Origin of the sequence: Microcystis sp. BLCC-F209 (assembly GCF_041928595.1) — a bacterium.
Taxonomy (GTDB): domain Bacteria; phylum Cyanobacteriota; class Cyanobacteriia; order Cyanobacteriales; family Microcystaceae; genus Microcystis.
On sequence record NZ_JBHFLL010000248.1, the window covers coordinates 1 to 12,391 of the forward strand.

The window sequence follows — 12,391 nt, forward strand, 5'->3', positions numbered from 1 at the left end:
CTCTCTTGGATTTGGTGGGTAAAATGTATTCTAAGATACATTCCTTAAGAGCGAGGGAGTGGAAGGAACCACAGAGACACAGAGGACACAAAGATCGATCCTATGTAAGTTAAACTTATCACACAGAACCTAGAAGAGCCATTGTCCAATTGACGAAACGCTCGGCAACCCCAAAGATAGCCTGATCTCTATGCTGTTGCCAGATTTTGTTTAGCTTTCCCGTTTTTTGACTAGAATAACAACGCAACCGATCACCAGCAATCCTGCGAGGGTTGAGGGTTCGGGTACAGTTTCGACGCTAAAGGCGAGAAATTGAGTAAATTGGAACTGGGTAAAGTTATTGTCGCTGACGAGAATTATTGAGCGCTTGCCGTTCGGTAAATAGGGGCCGAAGGTAATCCCCTCCACGTTATCGATGGGGATATTTAACGAGGTCAGATCGAATAATAGGGTTTTCTGGGCGGCCACGATACCCGAAACCCCATTAATACTGGAAAAGGCACTGATGTCGGTGGCCCCCTCCAGGGAAACCTCGTAGATTTTCACAGTATAGCCCGTATTCCCTGGTGTTCCCGTCGTTATGGAGAAAGAACGTTCTAGGGAGAGAAAGCGTTTGCCACTATTATCAAGTGCCAGTAAATCGACGAGTCCGTTGACATCGACTGGGCTTGGAATAATCGGGGGAAGGGCGATTGGATCGGTATTGTAGAGGAATTGAGCGATCGGCTGTCCATTAGCGAGATCGTACTGCAATATCCGTGAGGGAGAACCGTTCGTTGGCGTCGCAGCCGGCCCATCCTGCACAAGCGCGTTCTCGGAGGCCGTGAACAGGAATCGCTGATCTGGGGTGGTGGTCAGACTTTCTAGAGCCAGATTATTGCGAACCCCGCTCGTGGTGGGAATCGAGTTCGGCGCGGGGATAAACTGGTTTGGAATCGGTAAAGTATCGTTCTGTTGACCGTTGGCCAGCGCGAATCGATTGACAAAGGGATTGAGAATCTGATTGTTAGAGACCTCCCCTTCGGAGGAAATATACAGATTAGAACCCACGAGCGCGATCCCTTCTGGATCGAGACCCAGCGCGGGGAAAGTTTGCCCGTTAGTCTGTAAAAGTGGGGTAACACCGGTAAAGGTAACGCCGCTATTCGTCCCATTAACATTAAATAGCGTCGGATTGATCGTTGCGGTGTAGAAACGCGCTGGGCCGTTCTGAGAGCGATCGTCCGAGATGATGTAAAAGTTATTGCCCGCCGGATCGTAGGTAATGCCCGATAATCCCCCGACCGGAACGGAGACACCGTTCACGGTTCCCGCTGGGCCTGAGGGAATAAACCCCGTGGGAACAATCGATTGACCGAGAAATTGTAAATTTAAAGGCGAAGCTTGAACCGACGAGGTAGCGAGGAAACCGACCGTTATGGTTCCAGCGATCCCGATGAAAAAACGAGAGGGGGATTTCATGATTTCTATCCCAAAAAACATTAGAACTCTTGCAAATTAATTATATGTTACAATCGTGTGTTAACTAATTTTTTTGGGAAAATTATTTATTTAGTACACTTGTACTAAATGAAAGCCTGAAGTTTAACTTTTAACCCAAAAATATTTAGATATGCTTTAATCTCTTCGGGTCTAATTCCCCGCCGCTCGCAGCGTATAATAGAAAAATGAGTCAATACATCCATAAGAGCCATAATGTAAGTGTTTTGCTATATATCGTAAAGCCGTTTTCGACAAACAGGTAGATAGCTTGTTGAAAGAAGTCTGTCTGGAGATGGAAAAACGATAGGAGATCAGGTTTGTAGAAATTGGGCTGTTCTCGACTTTGTGTGATAATTTTTGCTCATGAAATCGTGAAATGTTTACTGCGAAAAACTTTGAGGACTATTTTGTTAAATAAACTATCAGTATACTGAGAGGGGGACAAGCACGGGGTTTATGTCTCTTTGTTATAATTCAAAGGCTAGGCTATAATAACTCTTCATAAACACCGATAATTTTAGTCAAAGATGTAAAAAAGGAAGATCATTATTGTGAGAGCGTGTAATTAGTATAATTAAAGTAAAAATCATTCCAATGTAGCCATGATTAAAAATATTAATGTAACTGAACTTAAACCTGAACAAAGTCAGCAGATACAAGCAATTATTGCCGTATTTAAAGCTCAAAATCAACTCAATAAAAGTGAAACTAAAATTGATATGATTGAATACCTGTTGGAAAATCCTATAGAGGTTGATAATTTAGAATTTATGAAACGAGAAGAAATTTATGACAGAATTTAAAAGTCATATTTGTTTTGTTGAGTCTAATATTTAGCTTTATGCTTTTTCCACTGATAAAAAAGAAGAAGGTAAAAGAATATTGGCAAAACAATTAATTAAAGAAAAGTCCATCATTATCAGTACCCAAATAATTAATGAGGTTTCTTGTAATTTACTTAAAAAGCATAAGCTTGATGAAAAACAATTGTTTAAATTAATTGTTTCCTTTTATAGCAAATATCAAGTTATACCATTTCTCTAAATGAAAACTACACATCGAATTTAAATCCCCCTTTTTAAGGGGGATTTAGGGGGATTAAACTTCTGTAGTCAGACTTTGGAGAATTGGTATTATCTCATTTAATCTTGATATTTTTGAATCTGCATCTAATCTGAGAACTCAATACCATCTATCATTTTGGGATAGTTTAGTGATTGCTTGCGCTTTATGTTATGATGCAAATATTTTGTATTCAGAAGATATGCAAGATGGTTTAATTGTTGATAAAAAATTCACTATTATTAATCCCTTTAAGCAATAAAATTTATTAATCCCTTTAAGCAATAAAATTATTTGGCTCTTCTAGGTTCTGTGTGATAAGTTTAATTGACATAGGATCGATCTTTGTGTCCTTTGTGTCTTTGTGGTTCGTTCCACCCCCTCGCTCTTGAGAAATGTATCTTAGAATACATTTTACCCACCAAAGCTGGGAGAGCCAATTATTTTACTGGTTAATGATGCTGTGTTTAGCATTTCTAAAACCAGTCCTAACGGTACAGTCGTCGGCACAATTAACGCCACCGATGCCGATAATAACCCCTGAACCTACAATATCACCGCAGGTAATCCTAACCTCGATGGCGATGGTATCTCCGCCTTTACCATCAATAATAGCGGCCAAATTCCCATGGCTGACTCCGATGACAAGGCTGTAGTCATCTCCCTACTCTAACTGACTTGACAAAAGTTTATCAAAATATAACCTTAGCAACATAAATCGGCTTATCCCTAGGTAAATCCTTGTAGGAGTGCCATTGTACCAGATATTTTCTCTCTGCATGGGTTATTTAATAAGCTCTGCTGATGAATAAAAAAAAAAAATAAACGGGACTTATAATTATTCGCCTCTACAATCTAAGCATTATCCCTAACCAGTGCTAAATTTTCTGACATCCAAGCTTGATTAATGGTTTTGGTGTCTTTAGAGGCAGTTTTCTCCACTATTCGCTTACTTATCAACTTTATCTAACTCGAACTAAGGTTCGGGTGGATTCCCTATTGACTCTGTACCATCTTTTTCACACGAGGTATATCATGGCTATCATCTACGTTAAGTCTGGTGCGACAGGTAATGGTTCCGCTTGGAATAATGCTTATGGCAGTTTAGTAAGTGCGCTAACCGCTGCACAATCTAGTGATGAGATTTGGGTGACTGCGGGGACGTATAAACCCACTACGGGAACTGACAGAACCGCGAGTTTTACCCTAAAAAATAATGTCGGGATTTATGGGGGATTTGCCGGAACAGAAACTGCTGTTGATTCGGTTTTTAGTCGAAATTATGCGAACCGAGGTAGTGGTGGTGCGGTTTTCAATAAATTGATAAAACTGTGTAAGAAAATCAGTAACGTTTTAGGCTTGATTTCTGGAGTTACCCTTGCAACTGCTGGAATGCTTCTTGTTAATTCTAATCCTGCTTCGGCTTCCCAGTTATGGAATTTTACAATTGGAATTGGTAACAGATTTTATGCGGGAACTTTTACAACTAACGATTGTAACAATTTTACAAGTCAATGTCTTGTTACGGGGATTACAGGGATAGATGCGTGGGGAGATAGTATGTTTCAAGTGCCTCCACCTGGCTTGATTCCTGAGATGGGAACTCCAAGCATTAATAAAAATTATTACCTCAAATATTATGATAATTTACTACCGCTAACCTATAACGGAATTGTTTTTACCTCTCTGAATAGTGAAAGATATATTCTTTTTAATTGGAATTTATTTTTTGATTCTACTAATCAAAAGTATTATCTTTGGCAACAAGCAAAATATTTATGTAAAGGTACACCTATAAGTTATAACTGCTCCAAAGGTTTTTCGGGCGATGATCGCTATACTACACCAATAGCTTACTATAATTATTATAATGGTGAAGTACAGTTCCAATTTTCCCCAGCTAACCCTCCCCCACCACCGCAGTCTGTCCCCGAAAGCGATAACGTGGTTGGATTACTTTTGCTTGCAGGAGGATATAGCTTAAAACGGGTGATTTCTCGGTTATTCAAGCGGTAAACTTTGATTTAGGGTTAATTGGGGACGTAAGCGACGGAGTTTGCGTCTCTTTGTTATAATTAAAAAGCAGGCTAGAATTTTAGTAAAACAACGTTAATCTCTAAGGTTTATCAATGACTCAAATATTGCTCGAAATTCCTGATGAATTAATATCTCGTTTACAAGAACAAAAATCCTCGGTTCAAGAGATTGTCATCAAAGCCTTGGAAAATTATATTCAAACTAAATTACCAGATATTACTAAAACTCGCACTTGGGAACTTTGCGGAAGTTTAGAAATTAACCAACCTGAACCTAAATATATTATCGGACAAGATAATCATGGTCAAGTTGTTACTAACTACGCTGAAAACATTGATGAAACTCTCTATTAAGATTTGTGACTAAAGAAATTATTGTCGATACTTCTGCTTTAATTGCTTTTTTTATTAAATCTGAAACTCATCACGAAACCGCTCAAAATTATTGCCTAGAAAATCCTCATAATAGTTGGATTATTCTAGAATCAGTATTTGATGAAACGGTTACTTGGATCCGGAGTAAGGTTTCCAGTAAAGCCTCAATTCAAGTAGGTCAAATACTAAGAGAAGATCATCATTATATTAATCTATCAGATAGTGACGATCTGGCAACATGGGAGGCTTTCTGTAAATACAATGATAAAAAATGGAGTTACACAGATTGTTCTATTTTAGTTATGGCTCATCGCTTGCAAATATTCGAGGTATTCGCTTTTGATGATCATATTCGTCAAATGGCAGGATTAGGAATTACTTGTGTACCATAAACCAATAAAAATACAACCTAGCTAATGTTAACCCCGTTTCCTTATGGGAGCATTCTTGAGACGAGCACTTAACGCTCTTAACCAAGAATCGACTTACCGACGTAGTCTAGCACAAAAAAGTAAACGGGCGGCCATGGATAATAACTATATGATGGCTGTGCTGAAAGCCTTTTGTCAAGCCTAATTGAGATGCTCTTACCCTGGCCGTATTATTCCGATTTTACTGCAAGCTTTTGCCAATCTTGACGGAAAAGATTAGTCAACTTTCCTCAATAATTACTTGATCGATAAAAATTTTTAAGTCAGAAAATTCAAAAATTGCTGGATGATAAAAGCATTAGACAAATCAATAAAAAATGCCCCCACCAAAGGAACAATAATAAATGCTTGGGGAGAAGCCCCAAAATTTTCCGTTACCGCTGTCATATTGGCGATCGCTGTGGGAGTTGCCCCTAGAGTTAAACCCAAATAACCGGCGCAAACTACTGAAGCATGATAGTTTTTTCCCATTACGGGAAAGACCAGTAAAACAGTATAAATAATACTGAGTGAGAACTGCACTAATAACAGGATAGCAATCGGTCCGGCCAAATCGATCAATGTCCATAATTGTAAACTCATCAAGGACATAGATAGGAATAAACCGAGACTAACATCAGAAATTAAGGCTAAAGAGGGCGTATTAGCGGGCCAAGGAAAGCGTTTCAACACCAAAGGTACGGTATTAGTCAGGATAATTCCTGCCAATAAACAGGGGACAAAATCCGGTAATTTTAAACCAAGGGGAGTTACCCAGTAGTTAATCTGATTACCTAAACCGATAGTTAAACCAATCACTAAGATTGAATGGAGCATTGTATTGTAATCGATATTGACATTCCTCTGGCTTTGTTTAATTCCCACCGTTAAATCTTGGTCTTGATTATTGGCTCGCAGTCGATTTCTAGTAATTAACCATTTAGCCACCGGTCCGCCAATAATTCCCCCTAAAACTAGCCCAAAAGTAGCACTAGCTACACCGATTTCTGATGCTTTGGCGATGCCATAATTATCACGAAAAATAGAAGCCCAAGCAATGGCAGTCCCGTGACCCCCACTCAAAGAAACGGAACCAGCAATCAAACCGATGGGTAAATCTAATCCCATCACTTTTGCCACTCCTAACCCAGCTAAATTTTGTAGAATGAGATAAACCACGGCGGTTATTAATAAAATTAGCAAGGGTTTACCCCCTTGCAGCAGGGTTTTTAGTTTTGAGGACAGCCCGATAGTAGTAAAAAAAACGATTAACAGGGCATCCCGAACATTAAGGGTAAATTCGATTTGCCATTTAAAAACAGCAAAAAATAGACCGAAAAATAAGGAAGCTAAGACACCACCAGCAACGGCATCAGGAATGTTATAGTCTTGCAGAAATTTGATATTTTTGGTTAAATACTTACCGAGATAGAGGACTAGAATAGCCATAATAATTGTCTGGCGTTGGCTAAATTGGTAAATTTCCATTTTCTTAATCTTAGTTCTCCAAGATGCTCTACTTAGGTTTAGTCCTAATTTTCATTAACAATAAATCAGCTTCTTAAAAACTGATTATTTATTCTCCGTTTTGCATGAGTGCCTCTTGCATGAGTGCCTCTCCTCATAAGTAGCCTATACTCAACGGATTTAGTATAACAACCTTATCTGTAAGAAAGCCGCAATGAAAAAAGGACACAAAGTAAATTGTGTCCTTCCCGAAGCTAGGAACTTAATTTTTATTTAGCGTCGGAGAATTCGGCATCGATGACATCATCGCCACCACCGGCACCACCAGAGGGGCCATTGCCATCATTGCCACCGGGGGGATTGCTGGGGGCTCCTTGCTGATACATACTGCTACCGATCGCGTAGAGGGCTTGTTGTAATTCCGGTAGGATGGTTTTGATCTTACCATCATCGTCTTGAGCGATCGCTTCTTTCAGGTCTTTAATCAACCCTTGGGCTTTATTTTTCTCAGATGGAGGAACCTTATCGCCTAACTCTTCCAACTGCTTCTCAGCTTGATAAACCAGGGAATCAGCTTGATTTTTGCGTTCAATGCGTTCGCGACGTTCCTTATCCACCGAGGCGTTCGATTCTGCCTCATTAACCATGCGTTCCACTTCATTTTGGGGCAGGGTAGAAGCGCCGGTGATGCTGATCGATTGTTCTTTTCCTGTACCTTTATCCTTAGCGGTGACATTGAGAATACCGTTAGCATCGATGTCGAAAACCACTTCGATTTGAGGCACACCACGAGGAGCGGGAGGGATGCCATCGAGTCGGAAAGTTCCCAAACTCTTGTTATCTTTGGCCATTTCCCGTTCCCCTTGCAGGACGTGGATTTCCACGTTAGTTTGTCCATCCACTGCTGTGGAGAAAACTTCCGATTTTTTGGTGGGAATAGTGGTGTTGCGGGTAATAATCCGCGTCATCACACCGCCGAGGGTTTCCACACCCAAAGACAGGGGCGAAACATCAAGCAGAAGAATATCTTTGACTTCACCGGCGAGAACACCACCTTGAATGGCAGCACCGACGGCTACCACTTCATCGGGGTTAACGCTTTGGTTGGGATCTTTGCCCAGGACTTTTTTAACTAATTCTTGAACGGCAGGAATCCGGGTTGAACCACCGACGAGAACCACTTCATCGAGGGCAGATTTATCGATTTTGGCATCACGGATGGCATTTTCGACGGGAATCCGACAGCGATCAATTAAATCGGCGCAAATTTCCTCAAATTTAGCTCTGGTTAACGTGGTATCTAGGTGTTTTGGCCCTTCGGCGGTAGCGGTGATGAAGGGCAGGTTAATTTCTGCTTGGGTAACGCTAGAAAGCTCAATTTTGGCTTTTTCTGCCGCTTCCGTGAGACGTTGCAGGGCCTGTTTATCTTGACGGAGATCTATTCCTTCAACTTTTTTGAATTCTCCGGCTAAGTAATCAACGATTTTTTTATCGAAGTCATCACCACCGAGATGAGTATCTCCAGAGGTAGCAAGAACTTCAAAGACACCATCACCCACTTCTAGAACCGATACGTCAAAGGTTCCCCCACCCAAGTCAAAAACGAGAATGGTTTCGTTAGCTTTTTTGTCTAATCCGTAGGCAAGAGAGGCGGCAGTGGGTTCGTTGATAATGCGGAGAACTTCAACCCCAGCAATTCTCCCGGCATCTTTGGTGGCTTGACGTTGGGAGTCATTAAAATAAGCGGGTACAGTGATGACTGCTTGGGTAACGGTTTCGCCTAGGTATTTACTAGCATCTTCCACCAGTTTCCGCAGTACCTGGGCGGAAATTTCTTCGGGGGCAAATTGTTTGCCCTGGGCGGGACTGTCTAATTTAACGTTGCCGTTGCCGTCTTGGAGAGTTTTGTAGGATACTTCTGTGGCTTCGTTGGTAACTTCGTTGAATTTCCGGCCGATAAAGCGTTTGACGGAATAAAAGGTATTTTGCGGGTTCATTACCGCTTGACGTTTGGCGATTTGTCCTACTAGGCGATCGCCACTTTTGGCGTAGGCGACGACTGAGGGCGTGGTTCTAAACCCTTCAGCGTTGGCGATAACGGTGGGTTTACCCCCTTCCATAACCGCAACGCAGGAGTTAGTCGTCCCTAAGTCAATTCCAACTACTTTTCCCATAATCTTTGTGCTGCTCCGATACAACTATAGTGACTTCTAGAATCGGAACTGTACTCGGTTTTTAGGCGATACCCACCCCTATCAGTTCCTTCGTTATCTCTATAGTGCAAAATAACCCCGCTTTCTCGATAGTGTAGGTATCCGAACCTTTTTGGTAGTATTGCAGTAGTCGGTAAACCTCCGGTGAAAGTCAACAATTCTCCTGGGAGGCAGTCTGAGGGAGTAATTTAGATAGTCAACAGCTTATCCTCTGGTGCTAAAATACGATCGCCGATAACAATTTATCTAAATTTATCGCAGAATCTCCATTGCCTTATTGCCTTGGTTGTACCCGCTTTTTATCTGATTATTTCATAAAAAATATGACTTACGAAACTCTGCAACTTTCCACACCGACACCGATTTTATCTTGGGCAGGCCATGAATTGGGACCCCAAGAGACCCAAATGGCCAAAAATGTCGCTTCCCTCCCTTTTGTTTATAAACACATTTCTTTAATGCCCGATGTTCACTTGGGTAAAGGTGCTTTAGTCGGTTCGGTGATTGCCACCAAAGATGCCGTAATTCCCGCCGCCGTCGGAGTGGCTATCGGTTGCGGCATGGCTGCCCTAAAAATGCCTTTTACTGGTGAACAATTGCAGGGAAAACTTAAAAAAATTCGCCTCGATGTGGAGGCGAATATTCCCGTCGGTTTTGCGGAAAATAAAGAAGTGGATCGGGAAGTAACTAAATGGCCAAAATGGGCGGAATTTAAACAGATTCATCGAGGCGTACAAAACCTAGAGAAAAAAGCCCTTAAACAAATGGGTTCTCTGGGGGGTGGCAATCACTTTATCGAAATTTGTTTAGATACAGACAATCAAGTTTGGTTAATGCTCCATTCCGGTTCTAGAGGTATTGGTAATCAACTGGCCCAATGTCATATTGATACGGCCAAAGAGTTAGCCAAACTAGCAGAAGGTAAATTACCCGACCTCGATCTGGCCTACTTTGTCGCCGGTACAGAAGAATTTGCCGCCTACTGGCATGACCTACAATGGGCCCAGGAATATGCCCGTTATAATCGGGAAATTATGATGGCTAGATTTAAACGCATTGTTGAAAAACATCTAGCGGGAGGCAAACCAACTAAACCCCTCTTAGTAGTTAATTGTCATCACAATTATGCTGAAAAAGAAATTCATTTTGGCGAGGAGGTTTATGTCACCCGCAAAGGAGCAGTCCGCGCTAGAGAAACCGATTATGGTATTATCCCCGGTTCCATGGGAGCGCAATCTTATATTGTTAAAGGCAAGGGAGAACATAATAGCTTCTGTTCCTGTTCCCACGGGGCCGGGCGCTTGATGTCGAGAAATCTGGCTAAAAAAATCTTTACTCTTGATGATTTAATCGCCCAAACCGAAGGGGTTGAATGCCGCAAGGATGAGGGCGTTATTGATGAGATTCCGGGAGCTTATAAACCGATCCAACAGGTGATGAATCAACAGGCTGATCTAGTGGAAATTGTCGCCACTCTCAAGCAGGTGATGTGTGTCAAAGGTTAAAAATCATGGCAAGAGCGATCGATTTTTGTCGTTTTTTCCCTAGCATGAAAAAGATAGGAATCGATCGAGGATTGTAAGCGATGAGTCTGACTATTGCTGCCGAATTAGCGCCAATTCCCGCCCATCATCTCAATATCATGGGCTATGTGGATGAATCCGCCGTTAACGGTCCCGGTTGTCGGGCCGTGGTCTGGGTACAGGGTTGTTCTCGCGAGTGCCGGGGTTGTTTTAATCCAGCTTCCTGGTCCTTTGAGATCAATCAATTAATTACCGTTGAGTCTCTAGCTGCCAAAATTTTGGCTAATCCCCGCAATAGTGGCCTAACTTTCTCCGGAGGTGAACCTTTTTGGCAAGCAAAAGCCTTGACAGAATTAGCTAAATATGTTAAGGAAAAAGGCTTAAATGTGATGTCCTTCACGGGATTTACGATCGAACAATTGCGCTCAACCCAAGCACCGCCCCACTCCCAAGAATTATTAGCCCAGTTAGATATTTTGGTGGATGGGGCCTATGTGGAATCCCTGGCTATTCATTCCCCCGATTCTCCCGTTTCTTCTAGCAATCAACGGATTCACGTCCTCAATCCCGCTCTGGAAGATCAGATTAATTGGGCATCGGATCAAGTGGAAATTCATATTCTCAAAGACGGAACCCGAATTTTTACAGGATTTTGGGGACAGATTATTTCTTGATCAGGCCTAGAATCAGTAATCAGTAAACAGTGATCAGTAATCAAGATTGTCCAACTACTTACTCTCACTTCATACCGCTCACTGAAAACTCAAATCTGATCAGTGATCACTGCCTAGGAATTTAGGATCACAGATCCAGCAACATCAATTCCTCGACTAAATCAAAATTAGCTGTCACCGATTGCACATCATCTAGGGATTCTAGGGTGTCGATTAACTTCAATAAAAAACGGGCCTGGTCTCGATCGCTTACTTCTAGGGTATTAGTGGGAATCCAGCGTAATTCTGCTTCTTTGACCTTAAATACCGCTGCTTGCAGAACCTTATTCAATCTCTCCAGGTTAGACACCTCAGTAAACACTTCTGCCCCTTCACCTTCCTCCTCACTGTCAAAAAACTCGTAGGATTGGGCCTGGCCCTCTAGGGAAGCTTCTAAAAGCTGATCCTCATCAATAGTTCCCTCAAGGCGAATTACCCCCTTATGGTCAAACATCCAGCCCACACAGCCCGTTTCACCTAAATTACCGCCATTTTTGCTAAAAGCCACCCGCAGATCCGCCGCCGTGCGATTGCGATTATCGGTCAGTGCTTCGATCAGGATCGCCACACCCCCGGGACCATAACCCTCGTAGCGAATTTCCTCAAAAGCTGAGTCATTTTCCCAAGTTCCTGCCCCTTTAGCGATCGCTCTTTCGATATTGTCATTAGGAATACCGGCCGCCTTGGCTTTTTCGATCGCCGTGCGTAGCTGAAAATTGCCCGCCGGATCGGGAACACCGTTACGCGTAGCCACGATAATGGCCCGGGATAACTGGGTGAAAGTTTGCCCTTTTTTGGCATCAACCCGGGCTTTTTGTCGTTTAATATTTGCCCATTTACTATGACCAGCCATATCTATCTAAGATATCCAACATCAAAAATCTAGCAGATCGATCGCCCTTGGTAAATCTGGGGATAATTGTCAACGAGTGCAGGGTAATGATCATAAATCCTGTGTAGAAGCTATAGGGGGAGCATCTCACCTTTGCAATGAGCATAAATACTTAGTGGAAAAATAGGCTTTTCGAGGGTAATTCTTGTTTTAATTCTCCATGTACGCAGTCTTTAAAAGCCTCTATTTCGTTCCAAGACACGATTAAGAGTGGCTTT

12 protein-coding genes and 2 pseudogenes are annotated in these 12,391 nt (G+C 42.1%); 9 read left to right on the forward strand and 5 right to left on the reverse strand.

Annotated elements, in window-relative coordinates; translation table 11 throughout:
* Positions 1–210: 210 nt before the first annotated feature.
* Positions 211–1,482 carry an esterase-like activity of phytase family protein gene (locus ACE1AQ_RS15760; RefSeq protein ID WP_110545341.1) on the reverse strand — a complete coding sequence of 424 codons (1,272 nt, stop codon included), beginning with the start codon at positions 1,480–1,482 and terminating at the stop codon, positions 211–213.
* 185 nt (positions 1,483–1,667) lie between these two features.
* On the opposite strand from ACE1AQ_RS15760, the pseudogene ACE1AQ_RS15765 reads away from it, so the two are divergent.
* From ACE1AQ_RS15765 to ACE1AQ_RS15775, 3 genes and pseudogenes are all read left to right on the forward strand, one after another.
* A pseudogene (locus ACE1AQ_RS15765) lies at positions 1,668–1,786 on the forward strand (IS200/IS605 family transposase); the annotation flags it as partial.
* A 298-nt stretch (positions 1,787–2,084) separates the two neighbouring features.
* Positions 2,085–2,285 (forward strand): hypothetical protein, encoded by a 201-nt coding sequence (locus ACE1AQ_RS15770; protein WP_110545343.1) that lies wholly within the window; start codon positions 2,085–2,087, stop codon positions 2,283–2,285.
* 332 nt (positions 2,286–2,617) lie between these two features.
* Positions 2,618–2,806 (forward strand): annotated as a pseudogene (locus ACE1AQ_RS15775) (PIN domain nuclease); the annotation flags it as partial.
* A gap of 183 nt (positions 2,807–2,989) precedes the next feature.
* On the opposite strand, the gene ACE1AQ_RS15780 reads toward ACE1AQ_RS15775, so the two are convergent.
* Positions 2,990–3,166 (reverse strand): hypothetical protein, encoded by a 177-nt coding sequence (locus tag ACE1AQ_RS15780; RefSeq protein ID WP_157221751.1) that lies wholly within the window; start codon positions 3,164–3,166, stop codon positions 2,990–2,992.
* A gap of 413 nt (positions 3,167–3,579) precedes the next feature.
* On the opposite strand from ACE1AQ_RS15780, the gene ACE1AQ_RS15785 reads away from it, so the two are divergent.
* From ACE1AQ_RS15785 to ACE1AQ_RS15800, 4 genes are all read left to right on the forward strand, one after another.
* Positions 3,580–4,560: a hypothetical protein gene (locus tag ACE1AQ_RS15785; protein ID WP_008202573.1), complete on the forward strand. Its 981-nt coding sequence runs from the start codon at positions 3,580–3,582 to the stop codon at positions 4,558–4,560.
* 113 nt (positions 4,561–4,673) lie between these two features.
* The gene (locus ACE1AQ_RS15790) at positions 4,674–4,934 is read left to right on the forward strand and encodes a hypothetical protein (RefSeq protein WP_008202575.1); all 261 of its coding nucleotides are present in this window, start codon (positions 4,674–4,676) and stop codon (positions 4,932–4,934) included.
* Positions 4,935–4,939: 5 nt separating this feature from the next.
* Entirely contained in the window at positions 4,940–5,347 is a 408-nt protein-coding gene (locus tag ACE1AQ_RS15795) for a type II toxin-antitoxin system VapC family toxin (protein WP_008202577.1), read from the forward strand.
* Between the two features lie 55 nt (positions 5,348–5,402).
* Positions 5,403–5,531, forward strand: a complete 129-nt coding sequence (locus ACE1AQ_RS15800; protein ID WP_374756693.1) for a hypothetical protein — start codon at positions 5,403–5,405, stop codon at positions 5,529–5,531.
* Between the two features lie 113 nt (positions 5,532–5,644).
* Here ACE1AQ_RS15800 and gltS read toward each other — a convergent pair whose 3' ends face one another.
* Both gltS and dnaK read right to left on the reverse strand, forming a co-directional pair.
* Positions 5,645–6,853, reverse strand: coding sequence for a sodium/glutamate symporter (gltS, locus tag ACE1AQ_RS15805; protein WP_008202579.1), 1,209 nt, complete (start codon positions 6,851–6,853; stop codon positions 5,645–5,647).
* Between the two features lie 248 nt (positions 6,854–7,101).
* Positions 7,102–9,006, reverse strand: a complete 1,905-nt coding sequence (dnaK, locus tag ACE1AQ_RS15810; RefSeq protein WP_008202581.1) for a molecular chaperone DnaK — start codon at positions 9,004–9,006, stop codon at positions 7,102–7,104.
* A gap of 362 nt (positions 9,007–9,368) precedes the next feature.
* Between dnaK and ACE1AQ_RS15815 the strand changes: the two genes are divergently transcribed.
* Positions 9,369–10,550: an RtcB family protein gene (locus ACE1AQ_RS15815; protein WP_110545346.1), complete on the forward strand. Its 1,182-nt coding sequence runs from the start codon at positions 9,369–9,371 to the stop codon at positions 10,548–10,550.
* A gap of 80 nt (positions 10,551–10,630) precedes the next feature.
* Positions 10,631–11,242: a 4Fe-4S single cluster domain-containing protein gene (locus tag ACE1AQ_RS15820; protein WP_008202585.1), complete on the forward strand. Its 612-nt coding sequence runs from the start codon at positions 10,631–10,633 to the stop codon at positions 11,240–11,242.
* 127 nt (positions 11,243–11,369) lie between these two features.
* Here the strand turns inward: ACE1AQ_RS15820 and ACE1AQ_RS15825 are convergent, their stop codons facing one another.
* Positions 11,370–12,134, reverse strand: coding sequence for a YebC/PmpR family DNA-binding transcriptional regulator (locus ACE1AQ_RS15825; protein ID WP_008202587.1), 765 nt, complete (start codon positions 12,132–12,134; stop codon positions 11,370–11,372).
* Between the last annotated feature and the right edge of the window lie 257 nt (positions 12,135–12,391).

Bases quoted from the DNA above. Each gene is read 5' to 3' on its own strand.
- ACE1AQ_RS15760 (WP_110545341.1), bottom strand. From the start codon at position 1,482: ATGTTTTTTGGGATAGAAATCATGAAATCCCCCTCTCGTTTTTTCATC.
- ACE1AQ_RS15770 (WP_110545343.1), top strand. From the start codon at position 2,085: ATGATTAAAAATATTAATGTAACTGAACTTAAACCTGAACAAAGTCAG.
- ACE1AQ_RS15785 (WP_008202573.1), top strand. From the start codon at position 3,580: ATGGCTATCATCTACGTTAAGTCTGGTGCGACAGGTAATGGTTCCGCT.
- ACE1AQ_RS15790 (WP_008202575.1), top strand. From the start codon at position 4,674: ATGACTCAAATATTGCTCGAAATTCCTGATGAATTAATATCTCGTTTA.
- gltS (WP_008202579.1), bottom strand. From the start codon at position 6,853: ATGGAAATTTACCAATTTAGCCAACGCCAGACAATTATTATGGCTATT.
- dnaK (WP_008202581.1), bottom strand. From the start codon at position 9,006: ATGGGAAAAGTAGTTGGAATTGACTTAGGGACGACTAACTCCTGCGTT.
- ACE1AQ_RS15815 (WP_110545346.1), top strand. From the start codon at position 9,369: ATGACTTACGAAACTCTGCAACTTTCCACACCGACACCGATTTTATCT.
- ACE1AQ_RS15820 (WP_008202585.1), top strand. From the start codon at position 10,631: ATGAGTCTGACTATTGCTGCCGAATTAGCGCCAATTCCCGCCCATCAT.
- ACE1AQ_RS15825 (WP_008202587.1), bottom strand. From the start codon at position 12,134: ATGGCTGGTCATAGTAAATGGGCAAATATTAAACGACAAAAAGCCCGG.